This window comes from Spirillospora sp. CA-294931 (genome assembly GCF_050946795.1).
Taxonomy (GTDB): Bacteria; Actinomycetota; Actinomycetes; order Streptosporangiales; family Streptosporangiaceae; genus Spirillospora.
Map to the genome: position 1 here is coordinate 1,919,525 of NZ_CP192006.1, position 19,660 is coordinate 1,939,184.

Annotated in this window: 15 protein-coding genes; 7 read left to right on the forward strand and 8 right to left on the reverse strand. The window is 71.5% G+C overall.

What is annotated here, in order from left to right:
• Nucleotides 1-46: 46 nt before the first annotated feature.
• Nucleotides 47-1,642, forward strand: a complete 1,596-nt coding sequence (locus ACQPY4_RS09095; RefSeq protein WP_433334421.1) for a sulfatase family protein — start codon at nucleotides 47-49, stop codon at nucleotides 1,640-1,642.
• Between the two features lie 50 nt (nucleotides 1,643-1,692).
• Here ACQPY4_RS09095 and ACQPY4_RS09100 read toward each other — a convergent pair whose 3' ends face one another.
• The 4 genes from ACQPY4_RS09100 to ACQPY4_RS09115 all read right to left on the reverse strand — a co-directional run bounded on the left by ACQPY4_RS09100 (nucleotide 1,693) and on the right by ACQPY4_RS09115 (nucleotide 5,412).
• Complete coding sequence (locus tag ACQPY4_RS09100) at nucleotides 1,693-2,928, reverse strand: M64 family metallopeptidase (protein WP_433334423.1); 1,236 nt, start codon at nucleotides 2,926-2,928, stop codon at nucleotides 1,693-1,695.
• A gap of 116 nt (nucleotides 2,929-3,044) precedes the next feature.
• On the reverse strand, nucleotides 3,045-3,980 hold the full coding sequence (locus ACQPY4_RS09105; RefSeq protein WP_433334425.1) for a LysR family transcriptional regulator: 936 nt from the start codon (nucleotides 3,978-3,980) through the stop codon (nucleotides 3,045-3,047).
• A 75-nt stretch (nucleotides 3,981-4,055) separates the two neighbouring features.
• Complete coding sequence (locus ACQPY4_RS09110) at nucleotides 4,056-4,817, reverse strand: tetratricopeptide repeat protein (RefSeq protein ID WP_433334427.1); 762 nt, start codon at nucleotides 4,815-4,817, stop codon at nucleotides 4,056-4,058.
• A 10-nt stretch (nucleotides 4,818-4,827) separates the two neighbouring features.
• The gene (locus ACQPY4_RS09115) at nucleotides 4,828-5,412 is read right to left on the reverse strand and encodes a TetR/AcrR family transcriptional regulator (protein WP_433334429.1); all 585 of its coding nucleotides are present in this window, start codon (nucleotides 5,410-5,412) and stop codon (nucleotides 4,828-4,830) included.
• Nucleotides 5,413-5,522: 110 nt separating this feature from the next.
• Here ACQPY4_RS09115 and ACQPY4_RS09120 point away from each other — a divergent pair, with 110 nt between their 5' ends.
• The 5 genes from ACQPY4_RS09120 to ACQPY4_RS09140 all read left to right on the forward strand — a co-directional run bounded on the left by ACQPY4_RS09120 (nucleotide 5,523) and on the right by ACQPY4_RS09140 (nucleotide 11,377).
• A complete protein-coding gene (locus tag ACQPY4_RS09120) occupies nucleotides 5,523-6,158 on the forward strand; it encodes a DUF998 domain-containing protein (RefSeq protein WP_433334431.1) in 636 nt (211 codons plus the stop codon).
• A gap of 70 nt (nucleotides 6,159-6,228) precedes the next feature.
• Nucleotides 6,229-6,966 (forward strand): TetR/AcrR family transcriptional regulator, encoded by a 738-nt coding sequence (locus tag ACQPY4_RS09125; protein WP_433334433.1) that lies wholly within the window; start codon nucleotides 6,229-6,231, stop codon nucleotides 6,964-6,966.
• Between the two features lie 359 nt (nucleotides 6,967-7,325).
• Complete coding sequence (locus ACQPY4_RS09130; RefSeq protein ID WP_433334435.1) at nucleotides 7,326-8,234, forward strand: terpene synthase family protein; 909 nt, start codon at nucleotides 7,326-7,328, stop codon at nucleotides 8,232-8,234.
• A 276-nt stretch (nucleotides 8,235-8,510) separates the two neighbouring features.
• A complete protein-coding gene (locus ACQPY4_RS09135; protein WP_433334437.1) occupies nucleotides 8,511-10,859 on the forward strand; it encodes a nitrate- and nitrite sensing domain-containing protein in 2,349 nt (782 codons plus the stop codon).
• Between the two features lie 53 nt (nucleotides 10,860-10,912).
• Nucleotides 10,913-11,377, forward strand: a complete 465-nt coding sequence (locus tag ACQPY4_RS09140) for a DUF742 domain-containing protein (protein ID WP_433334439.1) — start codon at nucleotides 10,913-10,915, stop codon at nucleotides 11,375-11,377.
• Nucleotides 11,378-11,415: 38 nt separating this feature from the next.
• Here ACQPY4_RS09140 and ACQPY4_RS09145 read toward each other — a convergent pair whose 3' ends face one another.
• The 3 genes from ACQPY4_RS09145 to ACQPY4_RS09155 all read right to left on the reverse strand — a co-directional run bounded on the left by ACQPY4_RS09145 (nucleotide 11,416) and on the right by ACQPY4_RS09155 (nucleotide 16,206).
• On the reverse strand, nucleotides 11,416-12,477 hold the full coding sequence (locus tag ACQPY4_RS09145) for a cytochrome P450 (protein WP_433334441.1): 1,062 nt from the start codon (nucleotides 12,475-12,477) through the stop codon (nucleotides 11,416-11,418).
• Nucleotides 12,478-12,889: 412 nt separating this feature from the next.
• Nucleotides 12,890-14,443 (reverse strand): SAM-dependent methyltransferase, encoded by a 1,554-nt coding sequence (locus tag ACQPY4_RS09150; protein WP_433334443.1) that lies wholly within the window; start codon nucleotides 14,441-14,443, stop codon nucleotides 12,890-12,892.
• A 113-nt stretch (nucleotides 14,444-14,556) separates the two neighbouring features.
• A complete protein-coding gene (locus tag ACQPY4_RS09155) occupies nucleotides 14,557-16,206 on the reverse strand; it encodes an SAM-dependent methyltransferase (RefSeq protein WP_433334445.1) in 1,650 nt (549 codons plus the stop codon).
• A gap of 272 nt (nucleotides 16,207-16,478) precedes the next feature.
• Between ACQPY4_RS09155 and ACQPY4_RS09160 the strand changes: the two genes are divergently transcribed.
• The gene (locus ACQPY4_RS09160; RefSeq protein WP_433334447.1) at nucleotides 16,479-19,184 is read left to right on the forward strand and encodes a hypothetical protein; all 2,706 of its coding nucleotides are present in this window, start codon (nucleotides 16,479-16,481) and stop codon (nucleotides 19,182-19,184) included.
• Between the two features lie 3 nt (nucleotides 19,185-19,187).
• On the opposite strand, the gene ACQPY4_RS09165 is transcribed toward ACQPY4_RS09160, so the two are convergent.
• Entirely contained in the window at nucleotides 19,188-19,652 is a 465-nt protein-coding gene (locus ACQPY4_RS09165) for an ASCH domain-containing protein (protein WP_433334449.1), read from the reverse strand.
• Nucleotides 19,653-19,660: the final 8 nt, after the last annotated feature.

Here is a 19,660-nt window from a genome sequence, read left to right on the forward strand (position 1 = left end):
ACGTGCCTGATTCCGTCCCCCTCCTCGGGTCGGCAAGGTGCCGGGCATGGATCTCCACGGATCGAAGACCGGCGCGTCCCTGCTGGTGGTCGTCCTGGCGGCGGCCGGGCTCGCGGCGGTGGGGGGCGGCGCCGTCCTCGGCCGCGCCGCGGACCGGGGACGCAGGCCCAGCGTTGTGATGATCATGACGGACGACCAGTGGTTCGGCTCCCTGCGCGCGATGCCGCGCACGCGGGCGCTCATCGGCGACGCGGGCACCAGGTTCGACCGCTACCACGCCTCGATGCCGCTGTGCTGCCCGTCGCGTTCCACGTATCTGAGCGGCCGGTTCGCGCACAACAACGGCGTGCGGCACAACATGGCGCCGCTGGGTGGCTACGACCGGCTCGACGAGCGGAACACGCTGCCGGTCTGGTTGCGGAAGGCGGGCTACACGACGTCCCACATCGGCAAGTACCCCAACGGCTACGGCAAGAAGAACCCCCGGCACGTGCCCCCGGGGTGGGACGAATGGCGCGGCTCCGTCGACCCCACGACGTACCGCATGTGGGGCTACCGGCTCAACGAGAACGGCAGGCTCACCACCTACGGCCACCCGGACGTCGAGGACCCCGCGCTCTACCAGACCGATGTCTACCGGGACAAGGCCATCGATTTCATCACCCGCAGGTCCAGGGAGGGCAGGCCGTTCTTCCTGGACGTGGCGTTCCTCGCCCCGCACAGCGAGGGCAGGCGCAGGCGGGGCGAGCCCAAGCCCGAAGTGCGGAAGGCACCGAGACCGGCGCCGCGCCACCGGGGAGCCTTCGCCCGGGAACCGCTGCCTCGGCCGCCGTCCTTCGACGAGGCCGATGTGTCCGACAAACCGCCGTTCCTGCGCGCCCGGCCGCGGCTCGACAGGCGGACCGTGGACGCCATCACGGCCAGCTACCGGGGACGTCTCGCCTCGCTGCTGGCCGTCGACGAGGCCGTCGAGAAGATCGTGGCGGCCCTGCGCGCCAACGGCCGCCTCGCCGACACCTACCTGCTCTTCACCTCCGACAACGGGTTCCTGTTCGGCCAGCACCGCATCCCCAGCGGCAAGTTCGTCGCGTACGAGGCGTCGTCCCATGTGCCGATGCTGATGCGGGGCCCGGGCATCCCGCCCGGAGGGGTCTCGCGGGAACTGGTCGGCAACGCCGACCTGGCCCCGACGATCGCCGCGATCGCGTCGGCGCGGCCCACCCACGCCCTGGACGGCCGGTCGCTGCTCCCCTTCGCCCGCGACCCCCGGCGGCGCACCGCCCGGCCGATCCTGCACGAGGCGGCGGAGGGCGCCGGGACCGCGTCCCGCGCGGCGCCCGACGACGTCTCGGCCGGACGCCAGGCGGCCCAGGGCGACCTCGACCAGGACGGCCCGAGCCACCCGGTGCGGGGGAACGGGGCCTCGGCGGGCTACGAGGCGATCCGCACCGAGCGATACCTGTTCGTCCGCTACTCCCGAGGGGGCGCCGAGCTCTACGACCTGCGCGCGGACCCCCACGAGCTGGACTCCCGCCACGACGATCCCCGCTACGCGCGGGTGCGGCGGTACCTGGAGGACCGCCTGGACGAGCTCCAGCGCTGCGCGGGCGACGCCTGCGGCCACGAGGTCGGCGAGCCCTGACGACGGCCGAGGCCGGGGCGTTGGTGAACGCCCCGGCCTCGGTGTGGTCGTCAGCGGGTGATGGTCCAGGTCCGGCTGTCGGTGAGCGCGTTCTTCTGGAGGGCGGGGTCGCGGACCCAGGGCGTCCTGGCGGTGACCGTGGCGGTCACGGTGTGGCTGCCCCCGGACAGGCGCGCGGCGGCCAGGTCGAGCCGGTCGCCCGTCCCGGCCGGGCGGCCGTCGATCCGCCAGGTCGTCGTGGTGGTCCCGGCGGAGCGGATCGGCTTGACCCAGAGCACGGACGAGGACGCGTCCGGCGCGCCGGCGTCGATGAGGCCGGTCTCGCGGTAGAACGCGGCGATCATCGCCTCCCGTCCGGGCAGGTTGAACTGGCGGCCCAGCGTGCGCATGATCGAGTTGTCGCTCGGGCGGTAGATGCCGCGCTGGTGGTAGTAGCCGCCCGTGAAGGTGTCGATCACGCCGCCGTCGGGCGTCGACTGGCCGAGCCAGCGGTACCACTTGAGCTTGTACTGGCTCATCGTCGCCCGCTGGTAGATCGAGACGTTCGACTCCCTGGGCTCCGGGCCGGTGTAGAGGTCGCCCTGGCCGTAGGTGTACTCGTCGGCCAGCTTGCCGACCGAGTGGCCCAGCTCGTGGATGGCGACCTGCCCCGACTGGGCGTTGCCGCCCGAGGCCGTGGCGACGCCGCCGCCCGCGCCGCCGTACTTGGTGCTGTTGCCCAGGGCCAGGACCTGGTCGACGTCGCGGGCCTGCGCCGCGTACTGCCGCGCCTTGGTCTCGTTGACGCACAGCAGCCGCTCGATGCCCGCGCACCAGAAGCCCATGTCGAGCGCGGTGGAGCGGGAGACCCCCTGGGTGGGGTCGTTGTCCACGCCCGACTGCGCCGAGGGGACGTTGACCTGCCACACGTTGAACTGCGCTCGGTGCGAGCGGAAGGGCTCGATCGCCATGATCTCGTCGAGCTTGCTCCGCACATGCTGTCCGTAGGTCGAGAACTGGGAGCTGGTGTAGCCGTCGCCGACGAACACCAGGTCGAAACGGCTTTCGCTGGGGCCGTTGACCTCGATGGGAATCACCTCGGCGGCGGCGAGGGCCGACCGCGGCGCGGACGGCTCCTCCGCGCGCCTGGTGGTCAGGACGCGCCGGATCGAACCGTCCGGGGAGAACACCTCACGCCATTCGCTGCGGACGCTTGCGGAATCGGGCGCGGGATCGGCCGCGGCGGCCGGTGCGGGAATCACGGCGGCCAGGCAGGCCAGGACACAGAGCATCGCCTTGGTACGCACGGGGATCCTCCTTCAGGGGGTGCCCCGAGTGTTGTCAAAAGGCGGTTCCGCGTCTTATCCCAGCTGCCCATAATTCTCAAGTAATGGCCGCGCCGCGCATTTCATGAATGGCGTGGTCAGAGCCCGCCGCCCCGGGCGATCCAGGCGGCGTAGCCGGGGGCGGCCGCGACCGCCTCGCGATGGGCCTCCGCGGCGAACTCCGCGAACTCGGCGGCGCGCGCCGCCAGCGGGCCGTCCCGCCGCCACGCCAGCAGGTGGCGGATGCGCAGCGGCGTCCCGGTCAGGGGGAGCACCGCGACGTCGGCGCCGGTGCGCAGCGTGGCCTGGCAGGGCGCGATCGCGCGTCCCTCGCCGACCAGGTCGCGGATCATGTCGTGCTCGGCCATCATGTGCCGCACCCGCGGCGCGAAGCCCGCATCCTGGCAGGCGGAGTAGAAGATCTCCGGCCAGCCGGCGCCGTCCGGGGGAGTGACCAGCCAGTCCTCGTCGGCCAGCTCGGCCAGCGCCACCTCGTCCCGTCCGGCCAGGCGGTGGGTGGCGGGCAGCGCGACGAAGACCGGCTCGACCGCGATGAGGCGCGTCTCCACGGCGGGCCTGACGGGCAGCGCGCGGTCGGGGTAGTCGACCAGCGTGGCCGCGTCCAGGCGACCCGAGCACAGCAGGTCGAGCAGCAGCTGCGGCGAGTATTCGGTGTGGACGGTGATCCGCGCGCCCGGCAGCGCGAACAGCCGGTTCAGCAGGCCCGTCAGGACGGGCGTCGCGTAGCCGCCGACGCGCACCTCGGAACCGGCGGCCGCCGTGGACCCGGTGCGCAGCTCGTCCACGGTGACCAGCACCGACCGCGCCCGGCTCAGGACGAACAGCCCGAACGGGGTCGGCGCGACGCCCAGCCGCCCGCGCCGGAAGACCTGGCCGCCGAGCGCCTCCTCGATCCGGTGCAGCTGGGCGGTCAGCGCGGGCTGCGAGATCCCGATGGTCGCGGCCGCCCGGCTGAGGCTCCCCGCGTCGGCGATCGCGCACAGCGCGCGCAGATGGCGTAGTTCGAGCTGCATGGCGCCCCACTTTCGGCCATATTGCCCGGAACCTAGCGGATTCCGGCGGGCCGTGGGGACAGTCCTCAGAACAGCTCAGAACAGGCCGGGCATGTACGGGGCGCCGTTCGGCCAGTTTCCGGCGGCCAGCGCGTCCGCCCGCGCCCCCGCCCTCGGGTGCCCGGCCTTGGCCGCGTCGCGGTAGCACTCCTCGGCGCGCGCCAGGTCGTTCCTGTGCTCGTGCCGGACGCCCAGATTGACCATCGAGTTCGCGTCGCCGAGCGCCGCGCCCTCGGCCCACCACTCATCGGCCTCGTCGCGCCGGCCGAGCGCGTAGAGCTGGTTGCCGAGACTGCACATCGCGCGCCCGTCGCCGTTCTCGGCCCCGCGCCGCAGCCACTCCTCGGCCTCGTCGAAGCGGTTCAGCTCCCCGAGCGCGATGCCGAGATTGTTCATCGAGGCCACGTGCCCCGCCGCCGCGGCGATCCGGAACTGCTCGACGGCGCCCGCGAGGTCGCGGCGCTCGACCAGCAGCAGACCGAGGTTGTGCCGGGCGTCCAGCTCACCCGCCTCGGCCGCCGCCCGGTACCAGGACTCGGCCTCGCCGGGACGTCCCCGATCCGACAGCAGAATGCCCAGGTTGCCCATCGCGGTCGCGTTGCCGGCCTCGGCGGCCGCGCGCCACCACCGCTCGGCCTCGTCCGGGTCGCGCCCCACGAGCAGGACCCCGAGGTTGAGCATGGCGCGGGGGTGCCCGGCCTCGGCCGCGACGCGGTAGTGCCGCTCGGCCTCGTCCACCCTGCCCTGCTTCTTCAGCGACTTGGCCAGCTCGAACTCGGACTGGACGTCGTTCTCCATGACGGCCCTTTCAGGACGGGATCAGCCGGTCGAGGTGCGAGTCGAGCATGGCCACGGCCGACTCCGGCGTGGTCTGGCCGATCAGGATGTGGTTGCGCAGACCGTTGACGACGCACAGGAGCAGCTCCGCCTCGTGGTCGGCGTCGGGGGACGGGGTCCCCGCCAGCCGGAGCTGCTCGGCCAGCACGTCGCGCAGTGAGGGGAAGTGCTCGCGGAACAGCGCGGCCAGGCCGGGGTCGGCGAGCGCCCGTCCCATGAAGGCGATCGCGACGCGCGCCTCCAGTGCCCGCTCGTCGTCCAGCGGGAGCGATTCCAGAAGGACCGACCGCAGTACGTATCGGGGAGACGCGGGGTCGGGCGCGGACGCGGCCCTGGCCTGGAGCCGCTCGATCATGCGCTCGCTGTGGCGGCCGAGCGCGAAGAGCAGCATCTCGTCCTTGTTGCGGAAGTAGTGCTGGATCGTCCCGGTGGTCACGCCCGCGGCCGCCGCGACGTCGCGCAGGCTCACCGCGTCGGGCCCGCGCGTGCTCATCGTGCGGGCCAGGGCGTCGGCGATCAGCTGTCGCCGCTCGTCATGATCGGCAAGTCGGGGCACGACCCTTCCTTTCTTGCCATTACACTTGTAATGTAACGATGGTCGAGGCGCGTTCCGCCTGATCGCCCACCGTAGCGCCGTCCGCCGTCGCCCCAACCCCAGGAGTCAGCATGCGCGCCAACCCTCGTATCGTCCCCCGGCGAAGGGCCTCTGTCGGGGCGCGCCGGCTCGCGCTCGGGGCGATCGCCGGACCGCTCGTCTATGACGTCGCGTGGATCGTCCTCGGATTCACGCGCGACGGCTACTCGCCCACCGCCCAGTTCGTGAGCGACCTGGGCACCGGCCCGAACGCGGCCGTCCTCAACGCCGCGTCGGTGCTCTATGGGCTCCTGCTCATCGCCGGCGTCGCCGGCGTGTTCCTGGGTCTGCGCGATGAGCTGGAAAAGCGGGCACTCTGGACATCGGCCGTCCTGCTCTCCCTTCCCGGAGTGGGGGGAATCCTCGAGGGCCTCTTCCCGGACGAGGAATCGCCCGCGCACGGCCTGGCCTTCCTGCTGGCCTTCGTCGTCACCCCGGTCTTCGGATTCGTCGTCGCCGGAAGGCGCCTGGCGTCGGTTCCCCGCTACCGCCGGTTCGGTCGTGCCCTCGCCAGGGTGGGCGCACCGGTCACGGTCGCGCTGGTGGTGCTGCTCCTGGTCTCGATCTCGGCCGCCGGGGACCTCGACGGTCTCATGGCCCGCGTCGTCGTCCTGGCCCTGCACGGCTGGTACGCGACCCTGGGCCGGTGCGCCTTCCGGAGCGCCTGAGCCCATAATCGTGTCTATGGGATACAGTATACCCTAGACATTGTTTGAATCGGCGGCCAGAGCGGGAGACATGAACGGATTGGACGGCACGGCACAGGACCAGGACCAGATCCTCGCACTGCTCTGGGGAGGCCCGAGGGAACGCGCGCGCGGGCCCAAGCCCACGATCACCGTGCCCGACATCGCCCGCGCGGCGGTCGCCATCGCCGACGTCCAGGGCATCGACGCGGTCCTGATGCAGACCGTCGCGGCCGAGCTGGGCGTGACCAAGATGGCCCTGTACCGCTACGTCCACGACAAGAACGGGCTGCTGGCGGTCATGATCGAGGAGGCGGTCGACGACCCTCCGGACCTGTCGGGAGTCGGCGGCGGCTGGCGTCCCCGGGTCGAGGAGTTCACCCGCCTGCTGAGCGTCGTCTGGACCCGGCACCCCTGGCTGCCCTGGCTCACGATCGGCGACCGCCCGATGGGCCCCCGCGAGGTCGGCTGGGTCGAGTGCGCCATCGGCGCCCTCGACGACACCGGCCTGCGCGGCAACGAACGCCTGGACGCCGCCTTCATGATCTTCGGCCACATCCGCACCACGATGTCCCTCACCACCGCGGGCACCCAGCCCTGGACCTCCGACCGCAACTCCCGCCCCCCCATGCAGAGACTCCTCTACGAGAACTCCGAGCGCTACCCCGCCCTCACCGCCGCCATGGACGAAGTGACCCCCGCCCCCGCCCAGGACCAGGGCCGCGCCTTCGGCCTCACCTGCATCCTCGACGGCCTGGAAGTCCTCATCCGCTCCCGCCTCACCTCCTGACCCCTCCTGGTGACAGCCCAGATGACACGTGCCCCCTAACGTCGGTGGCGGGTCAGGAAAGTTCCCTGCCCGGGCCGGTGCGTGTCGGCAACCACCGTGCCCGGGCAGGGGCCCCGAAAGCCGCGCGTGTCCAGAGTGCGTCGCCAGCGAAGCCCCCGACGGGGCGGCCAGAGACGGGCCTCGGCCCCCGCCGTGGACGCACCTGGGCACGCGCTCTCCTGGCCCAGCCGGATCCCCTCCCGAATCGACGCGAACGGCGTGTTCCCCGCGGATCGCTCTGTGGTGTTCAGTGAGCATGTCCGTGCGGGCTGGAAACCCCGGTCCAGCGGTCCACGTGGAGAACGGTGAAGGGACCCCCGATGCTCGAAAGCTCCTCACGCCAGGACGCCGATCGCCGCGCGTCCGCGACCGCCGAGTGCGCTCAGGACTTGAAGGCCGCCATTGAGCGTTACCCTTCCCTTTTCCCGAGCGCTCCCTTCGACTCCGCCTTTCCGGCCAAGCTGGCCGGTGCGGTGGCGGCCGGAGAACCGGAATTGGACGCACCCCGCCTGCGGACGCACGCGCTGACGTCGCTGTGGATCTTCGCGGTGGACTGGGTGATCGACCACGAGGCCACGACGGCGGCCGAGGTCGAGGACACCGTCAGCCGATGCCTGCGGGCCGCCGATGGTCACGTTCCCGCTCCCGATGACGCGTTGGCCCGATTCCTGGACGAACTGCGCCGGGATTTGAGCAAGCACAGCGCGTTCGCACGGCTGGGCTCGGTCTGGCGTGACGAGCTCCGGCGCATGCTCGAGGCCATGAACCGCGAGTGGCACTGGAATGCTCTTCGCGAGGGCTCGTCCGAGCGCGGCGGGACGGAGGCCGTGGCGTCGCCGACTCTGGACCAGTACCTCGACAATGCCGACAACTTCGGAAGCACCTGGAGCAATGTCGCTCACTGGATCGCGCTCGGCGATCCGGGCGTCCTCGCGCGGTTGGAGGAGATGCTCGTGGTCAGTCGCCGAGTGCAGCAGGTACTCCGGTTGGCGAACGACCTGGCCACCATCGACCGTGACCGCGGGCAATGGGACGACTTGAACGTTCTGCTGATCGGGGTCGGCCGTCCCGCCGTCGACCAGAAGATCAGCGAGCTGGCCGGCGACTGCCACCGGCTGCTCGCCTCGCTGCTGGCGGACTGCCCGCGGGGCGCGGCGTTCCTGCGGCGGCAATTGGAGTTCAGCACGGCGTACTACGGTGCAGGACGCGATTACTGGGGTGCGGTCTGACGCGAAGTTTGGGCCTCAAAGGTCGGATTTCACCCGGAGCTGGCCTGAAATTCACGCGCGCAGACCCGGCGGCGGGCCTGCCAGTCGGCGTTCTCACGGGATGAACTGGTGATTCGGGGCACTTCTCCACAAGCCCCGAATAAGCGGGCCAGAGTTGCTGTTAGTGTACCTCGCGTGCAAATTGGGCCTTAGAGAACAGCCCTGTCGGCCTGTGTGGACCGACCCGCGGCGTTCGCGAATGCCCTCCCCCCGTTTGCTGCCCTTTGAGGACTGGTCATGCGTCTGCGTAAGCCGCCCGCCGCCCGCACGACTCGCCTGCGGACGAAGATCACTGCGGTTCTGGTCTCCCTGGCGCTGCTCTGGGCGTTCGCCGCCTGGGTCACCGTGCGGGACGGCTGGAACCTGCAGCAGGCGGCGGAGCGGGACGCCAAGGCGGGCCGTCCCACCAAGACACTGATCAACGCCCTCCAGGAGGAGCGGCGCCTGTCGTCGGTCAGCCTTGCGGGCACCCCGGGGGTGCCGTCCCCCGAACTTGTACGGCAGCGGGCCCGCACCGACCAGGTGATCGGTCAATGGCGGCGCCTGACCGGTCAGGCGCCCGGTGATCTCGGGAGGCCGCTGGCCGACACCCGGCGGGCGCTGGACGGGATGGGGTCGATGCGCTCCGCCATCGACCGGGGGACGATCGACCGGACCTTGATGGCCGAGACCTTCAACACGGTCATCGACCACGCCTTCCGGATCGCCTGGCTGACCGCCGAGATCGACGACGAGGACATCGCCGCCGCGGGCCGCGCGCTCATCTCGCTGACCCGGGCCCGGGAGCTGATGGCCCGCCAGGACGCCTTCATGGCCGGAGCCCTGCGGCAGACCCGCTTCGGAACTCCCGAGATGGTGCGCTTCGCTCAACTGGCGGGCGGGCAGCGCGCCGGGCTGGACGAGACGCGGCTGCTGATGGCGCAGACCGACCCCGGGCGGTACGGGCAGCTGACGCGAGGGCCGGCCTACACCCAGTTCCGGGGCCTGGAAGACCGCCTGCTGGGCTGGCGGCCCCGGACGCCCTCACGCCCCCCGGTGACGGCCGCCCAGTGGCAGGCGGCGGTGAGCCCGGTCCTCACCGAGATCGACCGGACCATCGACGCCAGCGGTGACGCGCTGGTCGAGCGCGCCAAGCCGATGGGCTACTGGGTGCTGGCCCGCCTGGTGCTGGCCGGTGTCTTCGGTCTGCTGGCGGTCATCGCCTCGATCGTGCTGGCGTTCAGCACCGCCCGCAACATCGTCCGCCAGCTCACCCGCCTCCGGGTCGCGGCCCAGGACCTGGCCGACAGGCGGTTGCCCGAGGTCATGGTCCGTCTCAGCCGTGGTGAGCAGGTGGACGTGGCGGCCGAGGTGCCCGGCCTGGAGTTCGGTTCCGACGAGATCGGCCAGGTCGGCCAGGCGTTCAACCGGGTGCAGCTGGCGGCCGTCCAGGCCGCGGTGCAGCAGGCCCAGCAGCGCGCCGGCTTCCGCGCCACCCTGCTCAACCTGGCCCAGCGCCAGCGCGGCCTCGGCAACCAGCAGATGGCCCTGCTCGACCGGATCGAGCGCCGTTCCGATCTGCAGGGCGAGTTCCTGAAGGACGTCTTCGCGCTGGACCACCTCACCACGCGAGGCCAGCGCACCTCCGAGAACCTGATCCAGATCGCGGGAGGCCAGCCCACTCGCGCGGCCCGCCGGGCGGTCCTGCTCTTCGACGTGGCCCGCAGCGCCGTGGGCCAGGTCGAGCAGTACGAGCGTGTGGTCGTCCACCCGATGGACCCGTACTGGCTCTCCGGACGCGCCATCGACGTGACCCGGCTGCTCGCCGAGCTCATCGAGAACGCCCTCACCTGCTCCGCGCCCAACACCAAGGTCGAGATCGCGGCCGAGCGCACCGGGACCGGCGTCGCGGTCACCATCGACGACAAGGGTCTCGGGCTCAAGGCGGAACAGCTCGCCCACGCCAACAAGATCCTCGCCGACCCGCCCCCCTTCGACCAGCAGCCCGGCACCCAGCTGGGCCTGTTCGTGGTCGGCCTCATCGCACGCCGCCACGGCATCCGATGCAGCCTGAAGACCTCTCCATACGGGGGGATCACGGCGGTGGTGTTGCTTCCCGACGCGTTGCTCGACGAGGAGCCCGCGGGCGAGGGGCCGGTCCTGACCCACGCCGACACCTCGGACGCCATCCCTATCGTCGACGGACCTCCCGCCGGGACGAGGGAGACCAACGTCGCCCTGCTGCATCCGGTCCAGACGCCGACCGAAACGGTGCGTCCAGGCCCCTCCGAGCGGCAGCGGGCCGAGGAGGAGCCCGCACCGGACGCCCCCGAGGGAGAGGGCGGTCAGACCTCTGGTGGCCTTCCCATTCGTGTCCGCCAGAACAACCTGGTCCCCGAACTGCGTGAGGCCGTCGCCGAGGAGGGGGCCGAGACCCCCGAACCGGACGACGGTCGCTCCCCCGAGGAGATCAGGCGGATCATGAGCGCCTACCAGGACGGAACCCGGGCCGGACGGAGCCAGGGAAGCGACGGGCCGGAGGCCATCGGTCCCGGTTCGGGCCACGAGAGCGACGACGACCACTCCACCGGCCCGGAAGATCGGTGACCGCGGACGAGCGGAACCCCGCGGGCGATCCCGAATCCGCATCGTCCCCGCACGTGCGTCCTTACCTGACGGCCAACGACAGCTGCGATCCGGACTACGGGGTCTTCGAACCGCTCACGATGATCGTCGCCGCCGTCTCGGAGAGCGAGATCCGCGGCGAGGTGAAGGTCTTCCCGACCCACCGTGACGGGGTCACCTACGACAGCGAGTACGCCTTCGGCCTCGGTCCGGAGCATCTGACGCTGCTGCGGCTCTGCCAGCGTCCGCGCGCGGTCGTGGACCTGGCCGAGCACCTGGGGCGGCAGAGCGGGCCCATCCCCAGCTTCGCCGCCGACCATCTGGAGATCCGCTCGGTCGCCGAGATCATGGGGCCCAGCTGCCTGCCGTTCGGCACCGTACGGGTGCTGCTCGGAGACCTGAGCGTCAAAGGGCTTATCTACGCCGAACCGCCGGTGCCCGCCCGGCACCTCGACCAGCGCGCCTATCTCGCCATGTTGAGCGGAATCCAGGCCCTGTGATCACCTCCTCCGGTGTGTCCGTTCCACGGCGTCATCGCTCAGGGCCCCCAGGCCACGGGAAGCCGGGTCGGACGGCGGACCATGGTCGTGGTGTCCCATTCCAGATCGGCGGGATCCACCGCGAGCCGCAGTCCGGGAAGGCGCCGCGTCAGTTCGGAGAGCGCGATCTGAAGTTCGAGAGCCGCCAGATGGGCGCCGAGGCAGACATGCGGCCCGAGTGCGAAGGCCAGATGCTGGTTGCGTTCACGTGCCGGGTCGAAGACACCGGCGTTCTGGAACACGCTGGGGTCTCGGTTGGCGGCGTCGTGTACCGGGATCGCGAGCTGCCCGGCCTCGACCCGGACGGAACCGATCTGGACGGGAGCGGTCGCCCGGCGCGGCTGGCTGGAACCGTTCCAGCTGCTGGGCACCGTCCGCAGGATCTCCTCGACGGCGCCGGGGATGAGGTCGGGCTCGTCGCACAGGGCTCGCCACCAGGTTCCGCCCTCCGGGTGGGGCTCGGTGAGCAGCCGCAGGACGCCGCAGGTCAACGAGGCCGCGGTCGTCTCCCAGCCGCCGACGGTGATCGCCACGGCCAGCAGGGCGACGGCCTCGTCGGGGACTCCCGCCTCCGAGGCACGGGCCGCCATCAGGGAGATCAGGTCGTCGGCGGGCTCGTCGCGGCGTTCGGAGACCAGAGCGGTCATGTAACCGAACATCTCCATCATCGCGGCGCCGCCGACCCCGTCCAGCTCCGCGGACACCAGCAGGCTGTCCGACCAGGCCCGGAACTGGGGCCGATCGGGTTCCGGGATGCCGAGGATGTCGCCGATGAGGGTCAGGGACATGCGCAGGCCCATGTCGCCGAACAGATCGGCGGCGTCGCCTCCGGCAATGAGCTCGTCCACCAGGCCGGTGACGACCTCCTCGATGCGGGGGCGGTGCCGCCGGACGGCCGACGCGGAGAACTGGTCCGCGGCCAGTCGCCGGACCCGGGCATGACGCTCCCCGTCCAGGACGAGGACCAGCGCCACGGTCTCGTCGATGCCCAGCGGCGCCAGGGTCGGCCAGGGCGCGATGCCGTCGGCCTCTTCGCGGCTGAAGGCGGACTTGCTCAGCACGGTCCGGACGGCGCGGTGACCCGCCGCGAGGACGGCGGTCTCTCCGTTGGGCAGGGTGACGCGAGTGACGCCGCCCTCGCGATGGATTCGCTCGTAGGTGTCGGACAGGTCCAGCGGCCGGCCGTCCGGCGTCGGAAAGTCCTCGGGAAACCTCAGCGGGCACCGTGCCGGCGAGGGTGATCCGTTGTCCTGGGCGGCTGGTTCTGAGGTCGACTTGGAGGCTGATCGGAGGGCAGGGCCGTGAGACGAGCTCTGAGACGCCACATCATTCCTTCGCCAGTGGACTCCCCGCTGCACGTCCTTGATCGTCGCTCCGTCAACGTCGGCATGTCAACAGCCGACTTAGGCGACGTCATCACATCCGGCCGTCCTTGACAGTCCCTGGCCGACGTGGTCGACCCGCCTCCTGGACCTAGATCATCGGGGTGGTGCCGCCGGGTTTGCGGGCGACGACGCAGAGGGCGCGCTGGACCCAGATCGGAACCTCAAGAGGGTTGCGCCAGTGCTGGATGTCGACGATTCCAGGCTCGATGATCTCAAGGCCCTCGCACAGGGTGGCCAGTTCCGCGCGGGTGCGGAGCCGGAACGAGGAGAAGGTCCGGGTGATGAGCTCGACGGCGCGGTCGGGGAGCCCGTCCGCCACCCCGGCCGAGAGGACGAGGTAGCTTCCCGGGGCCATGGCGTCGACGTAGGAGTTCATGACCTGGGTGGCGTCCTCGGGAAGGAATGGGAAGGCCGAGGTCAGCAGGAACGCCACGGGACGCTCGAAGTCGATCATCCGTCGCAGTTCGGGGGCGTTCAGGACGGCTTCGGCGTCGCGCAGGTCGGCGCGGACGAAGGCGGTCTTGGAGGGGTCGTCCAGCAGCAGGGCGCGGGAGTGGATCTCGACCATGGGGTCGTGGTCGACGTAGACCACGCGAGCGTGGGGGACCACCTCGCGCGCCACCTGGTGGGTGTTGCGGACGTCGGGGAGTCCCGCCCCCAGGTCGATGTACTGGTCGATGCCCGCTCTGGCGAGGGCGCCGACGGCGCGGTCCTCGAACTCGCGGTGGGCCACGGTGAGCTCGTGCAGGCCGGGCGCCGTGGCCTCCAGCGCCTTGGCGGCCTGGCGGTCCACCTCGAAGTTGTCCTTGCCGCCGCGCAGGTAGTCGAGGATGCGCGTGGGGTCGGGAAGGCCCGTGGTGATCTCCGGCGGGTCCTGCACCGGGACGGAGGGAGGCGGTGGCTCCGAGGCGTCCGCGAGGATCTGGTCGCGGGTGCGCCGCAGGACGGGGCCGGGCTCGGCGTCCTCTCCACCCTGCTCCACCAGCAGCCTGCGGGCCTCGTTGTAGACCGCCAGGGCCTCGCTCTTGCGACCTTCCCGGTACAGGGCCAGCATCAGCAGTTGCCGCATGTATTCGTTGAAGGGGTCGGCCGCCGTCCACGACCGGAGGTCGGGGAGGATGCGGCGGTGCTCGCCCTGGGCGAGGCGGATCTCGGCCAGGGCCTCCCTGGCCTCCTGGAGCACCAGCAGCAGACGGTGCGCCTTGACTGTGACCACCGGCAGGTCCGGGCCGGTCGGGAGATCGGGAAGCGGCGGGTCACCCCAGAGGGCGACGGCGGACTCGTACAGCCCGGCGGCCTCGTCCGGCTTGGCCTCGCGTGACCGCTGCGCCCGTTCGACCAGGGTCTCGAACTCCCTGAGGTCGAAGACGTCGCCGTCCTCGAACCGGAACTGGTAACCGCCGCCCTCCGCGCTGAGCCTGCCCGGGGGAAGAGCGCGGCGTGCCTTGTGGACGAGGCTGGTGAAGGCACTGGTGTGGTCTTTGCCGTCGGCACCCCACAGGATGCGCTTCAGCTGCTTCGAGGACAGGGCCTCACCGGCGAGCACGAGGGTGGCGATCAGGCGACGCTGTGCCGCGGGCAGCGTGATCGAGGCGCCGTCGTCGGTGACGATCTCGAAATCGTCCAGCACCCGGATGCGCATGCTTCCCCTTCGCGTCCCCGTACGGCCGGGCGGCCTGCCGGCGCCCTGGCCGACATCGGTCCCCAGCCGCCGATGGTATCCGGCTTGGACCGCAACACTCGAACAACCGGTCGTCAGGTCGAAGGTGGAGGAATCCGCGCGGAATCCGGTTTTCGCGCAATGCCGCCGAGTATCCGCATCCGGCGCGGTGTGAAGGGCTCTTCGGGACGCCAGTCGGCGACGTCGGTGAGCCCGGGTGGAATCAGGGGCAGGCCGCAGAAGAGTTCGCTGATCTGTTCCGGGGTGCGCAGGTGGTTGGGCAGCGGAGCGTCGGGGTTCAAGGCGTCGATGTAGGGCCGGACGAGCGGATCCAGCTGGTCGCCGCTGAGGTGGATGATTCCCAGATAGCTGCCGGAGGGCAAGGCGTCGACATAGAGCTGCATGGTCCTGCGGAGGGCATTGGTGCCGAGGTCCTCGGTCGTTGCGCCCACGTACTGGAGCACGTTGAAGAACATGAACGCGACGGGTTCGTTGAAGTCCAGATGCTCCCGGGCCTCGTGCAGGCACTTGCGCACGTCCATGAGGTCGAGTTCCCGGAAGATGACGCCCTCGCCGTCGGTCATGTACGAATTGAAATGGGCGGCGACCACCGGGTCGGTATCGCTGTAGATGAAACGGCAGCCGGAATCGTACCTGCGGGCGATCACGTGAAGTGGAAGCCGCCCCATTTGCTGGGGCGGACCCGAACCGAAATCGACGAACTGCCTGATGCCCTGCCCGGCCAGGTACCGCGTCATCCGCTGCGCGCAGAGAGTTTTTTCTTCAAGCAACTTCCAGGAGTCGGTGCCCGTCTCGGAAATGATCTCCTGTACCAGGCTTCTGTCGGGTTCGTAGTTGTCCTTGCCTCCCAGGATGACATCGTCCACACCGTTGACGGTGGGACGGTCGGGCGCGGGTATACGGGCGCTCGAGGGGGCGCGGTACAAAGGCTTCCAGGAGAGCTCCGGGTCGCTGTACCGGATTCGCCGGTGCATGCGTTCGAGGGCCGGGCCCGGCAGGGCGTCGAGGATGTCTTCCAGAATTCCCACGGCCTCGGTGTATGCGTGCAATGCCTCGTTCTTGCGATCGGAGCGGTAGAGGCACAGCATGCGCAGGCTGCGGAGACGCTCGTTCGTGGGATCGAGGTCGATCAGGGCCTGGATCTCGTCCGCCAGGTCACGGCCGTGCGCCCCGCGTTCCAGCTGGATCTCGGCCCAGTCCTCGGCGAGCCGGACCCGGAGGGCGAGCAGCGACCTCAGGGGCCTTTGCATCGAGAGCCGGTCCGGAAGATCGGGGAGCAGGGGCCGGCCCGGCCTGGCCCGCCAGAGACGCAGGGCCTGGCCGAAGAGGCCGGCGGCTTGATCGAGGTCCGCCTCGCGCCGGGCCTGCTCGCCCAGCCCGGCCAGCTCGGTGAACCGTCGGGAGTCCACCTCGTCGCCCGGATTCAGCGCCATGCGGTAGCGCCAGGGTGAGCCGGACTCCTGCTCGCTCACCAGCCGGTCCGGAGGAAGAATTCGGCGGGATTGATAAATGAGATTGGTCAGCGTCGACGTGTAGTCCCGATCGAGTGGATCATCCCAGAGCAACTCCTTGAGTTGACCGCTTGTGAGTGCCCAGTCACGCAATGCCAGAATGCTGATCAGGTTCCGGACGCGCCGCTTGCGCCGGCCACCCTGCTCCTCGAGGTCGATCGGCCGACCGTTGTCGCCGACGATCATCAGATCCCCGAGCAGCGATATCTTCATTTGTCGATTCCTTCCGGTGCGGCCGGTCGGTCGACCAATATTCCATAGCCGCTCTGTCACCTGAGCCGAAGTGTCGGGACTGCCGGGCGCTCGCCGAAGAAACCTTGTTGGCTGCTTTGGGGTTGTTCGGGATGATGAGGGGGATGAGGATTCGGTTGGCGGGTGGGGTGGTGGCCTCCGATGTCCGGGCTTGGGTACCGGGGGTCGAGGGGCCGGTTCGGCTTGAGAAGGGTGATGAGGCGGCTGCGGGGGCGGCCGTTGTGCTGGGGCCCGTGGAGGCCGGGGCGGACGAGGTTCGGAGTGCGGTCGCCGAGCTGCGGCGGCTGGTCGGCGACGGGGGAGTCGTCGCGGCGGGCGCGGGGGTGGAGCTCGGGGGCGGGTTCAGGTCCGCGCGGCTGGACGGGGCGCGGGGGGACCAGCGGGACGCGGTGCTGGCGGCGCTCAGGGTTCTCGGGCTTGAGGGGGCCGGACGGCTGGGCGAGCGGGGCGGGTTCCTGGTCGCGCTGTTCGGGCCGAGCGTCACCCGGCGGGTGGGGGCCGCGGCGGCGCGGGCGATCGGGGAGGGACGGTGGGCGGCGCTGCATCTGGCGTCGGCGGCCAGCGACGTCCTCGGGCCCGAGCAGCTCGAACGCGTGCTGGCGCTGGAGGCGCCGGACGGCGGCGTGATGATCCCGGGCGGTCAGCCGTCCGCGCTGGCGACGCGGCTGCGGCAGGTGCTGGAGCCGGTGGCGCGGCCCCGCAGGCTTGAGCTGATCCTGGACCTGTGGGAACGGGTGCTGGAGCACCATGCCGGGCTGGCGGTGCGCGAGCGGAGGCTGGCCACGCAGGGGCGCCGCGACCGGTTCTGCGACATCGTCGCGCGCCGCCGGCACCACGAGGACGAGGCGCTCGTGCGGCGGCTGCGGGCGGCGTACGGGGGCGAGGAGCCGACGCTGGCGGACGCCGCTCGCTGGACGCCGCCCTACGGGCACTGGTACGGGCTGCTGCAGGACCTCGTCGAGGACGCGCTCGCGGCCACGGCCCTGCTGCGCACCGCGGCGGCCGTCGCCGACCACGGGTTCGAGGACGGCCTGACGCGCTCGACGGAACTGCTCCGCGTGGCCGTGCGAGACCTGTCCGCGGTGGGGCTGCAAGAGGCCAAGCGCCGGGTCCCCGGGATGACGGGCCTGCCGCCGCGCCCGGTCGTCTATGTCCACGACATCGTGCGGGCACTGGAGAGCGGGACGCCCAAGGCCAAGCTCGCGGGCCTGGTCCGGCAGCGGCTGGCGATCGCCCGCGACTACGCCCTGGTGGTGATCCGGACGGCGGAGCACCTCCTGGACGCGCCGCAGGTGCCCGAGGGCGTCCTGCGCGACTGGGCCGTCTACAGGCTGCCGTACTGGAGGAAGGAGGCGGGCTACACGCGTCCTCCCGAGGAGTGGGGCGGCATCCCGCCCTGGTCGAACGGCGCGGAGCCGCTGGCGCAGCGGATCGCGGACCTGCCCCGCACGCCGGTCGCCGAGGTCGAGAACGTCGGCGACCTGCTCTGGTACGTCGACCTCGTCGACGCGCTGGCCCGGCTGTACGGCCATGACCTGGCGCGGCCGATGCCCGGCACGGGCGCTCCCTGGTTCGACCACGACCCGCCGCCTCCCGACACCGGACCGCTCACCCCGAAGCTCGACTCGGTCACGCTGGCCGTGTCCGGCGCCGCGCAGCTGGTCGCGCTCGGCGGCGTCCCGCCCAAGGGCGCCAAGACCTGGACGTCCTTCACCGAGGGCCTCCAGGCGGGCACCGCGATCGCGGCGGCGCTCACCGGGGGGTTCGCGGTCCCCGCCCCGATCGCCGCGCTCGACGGGACGCTCGTCGAGGGCACCCGCCTGCGCGTCCGCGTGGCCCGCGACGCCCGCACGCTGGCCGAATGGTCGGAGTACATGGGCAACTGCATCGCGGGCCCCTACTACCTCGACGACGCCAGGGCCGGACGGTGCGGCCTGGCCGGGCTGTACGACGAGGGCGGCTTCCTGATCGCCAACGCTGACCTGCGCCCGCTGCGTCCCGCCACGCGCGGCTGGCGTCTGGACGAGATCGCGGTCCGCTTCAACGAGACGCCCGCCCCGGAGCTGGACGCGGCCGTCCGCGCGTGGGCCGCCACCATCCCGGGCGTCGCGCCCGCCGTGACCGAGGTGGTGGCGGACGAGCCTCCCCCGGACGCGCCCGCCCGTCCCCGGCCCCGTCCGCGCCTGGTCGAGGACGCCGGTCCCGCGATCGGAGCGCTGGCGCGGCAGGCGTGGGACGCCGTCGCGCCCGAGGTCGTCGAGACGTTCGCCGTCGTCGCCGGGACCCCGCAGGACGCCGCCCTCACGCACCTGCGCCGCCTGGGGCCCGAGGCCGTCCCCGGTCTGTGCCGCGACGCGCTGGAGTCGGGCGCGGTCGGCTTCCAGCGGCTGTGGACCGCGAGCGGGACCCGTCCGATGCGGGACGCCCTGGACGCCCTCGACCCCGAGCTGCGCGAGCGGTTCGACCAGCTCCCGCTGCTGCTCACCGAGCCCCCGCTGCCCAAGACCCTGCGCAAGCTGGTCAAGGCCCCCGCCATCGCCGACGCGTTCGGGCTCGATCTGGCCGCCCGCCGCGTCCGCGCCGCCCTCGGACGCCTCGCCCGCGAGGACCACCCCGCCATCGCCCGCGCCCTGGCGCGCGGGACGACCGAGCCGATGCTCTGCGCCCTCACGGTGATGATCAACTGCCGGGCGCCCGGCATCCCGCTCATGCCGGTGGCGGGGCGCCGTATTGTCACCGTCCCCGGGTACCCGGTCACCAGCCTCAAGGACGAGAACGGCCCGTGGCAGCGGGCGTTCCCCGATGCGCGCGAGCTCGGCGCCGACACCGAGGCGTTCTGGCCCGCGATCGCCGCGGCGGGCCTGCGCGTCCCGGTGTCGTGGCTGTCGGCGGGCGGCTGGCCCGCCCTGTGGTCGCGAGCCCACAGCCGCCGTTCCTGACGGTCAGGAACGTCCGGGGGCCGGGTGGACGACCCGGAAGGTCTCGCACAGCAGCGGCATCTGAGGGTCGGCCTCCCAGCCGTTGCGGCGGCATTCGTCGGCGTAGTAGTCCCAGAGGTGCGCGCGCCACCATTCCAGGGTGCGGTCGCCCTCGCCGTAGTCGAACGCGAACCGCTCGCCGACCGCGTCGAACGGGACGACCTCGGTCAGCACGGTCCGGATGACGCAGACCGGAACGCCCGCGGCGTCCAGCACGACGCTGTGGTCGCCCGGCCGGATCGGCGTCTCGACCGCTCTCAGCAGCTGCGACGTGGTGGTCTTGACCCCGGCGAGCACGAGCGCGGCCAGCTCGTCGGCCATCGAGTCGGTGTTGCCGAACCGGAACGCCTCGACGTACCGGGCGTCCGGGCCGAGGCCCTCGGGCTCGGTGCTCAGATAGGCGGCCCAGAACTCGTCCGCGGGCTCCATCGCGTCCT

What these genes read in the sequence shown, in the direction of transcription:
- ACQPY4_RS09110 (WP_433334427.1), bottom strand. Translation starts at nt 4,817, where the DNA reads ATGGAGAACGACGTCCAGTCCGAGTTCGAGCTGGCCAAGTCGCTGAAG.
- ACQPY4_RS09095 (WP_433334421.1), top strand. Translation starts at nt 47, where the DNA reads ATGGATCTCCACGGATCGAAGACCGGCGCGTCCCTGCTGGTGGTCGTC.
- ACQPY4_RS09125 (WP_433334433.1), top strand. Translation starts at nt 6,229, where the DNA reads ATGAACGGATTGGACGGCACGGCACAGGACCAGGACCAGATCCTCGCA.
- ACQPY4_RS09165 (WP_433334449.1), bottom strand. Translation starts at nt 19,652, where the DNA reads ATGGAGCCCGCGGACGAGTTCTGGGCCGCCTATCTGAGCACCGAGCCC.
- ACQPY4_RS09120 (WP_433334431.1), top strand. Translation starts at nt 5,523, where the DNA reads ATGCGCGCCAACCCTCGTATCGTCCCCCGGCGAAGGGCCTCTGTCGGG.
- ACQPY4_RS09130 (WP_433334435.1), top strand. Translation starts at nt 7,326, where the DNA reads ATGCTCGAAAGCTCCTCACGCCAGGACGCCGATCGCCGCGCGTCCGCG.
- ACQPY4_RS09105 (WP_433334425.1), bottom strand. Translation starts at nt 3,980, where the DNA reads ATGCAGCTCGAACTACGCCATCTGCGCGCGCTGTGCGCGATCGCCGAC.
- ACQPY4_RS09135 (WP_433334437.1), top strand. Translation starts at nt 8,511, where the DNA reads ATGCGTCTGCGTAAGCCGCCCGCCGCCCGCACGACTCGCCTGCGGACG.
- ACQPY4_RS09150 (WP_433334443.1), bottom strand. Translation starts at nt 14,443, where the DNA reads ATGCGCATCCGGGTGCTGGACGATTTCGAGATCGTCACCGACGACGGC.
- ACQPY4_RS09155 (WP_433334445.1), bottom strand. Translation starts at nt 16,206, where the DNA reads ATGAAGATATCGCTGCTCGGGGATCTGATGATCGTCGGCGACAACGGT.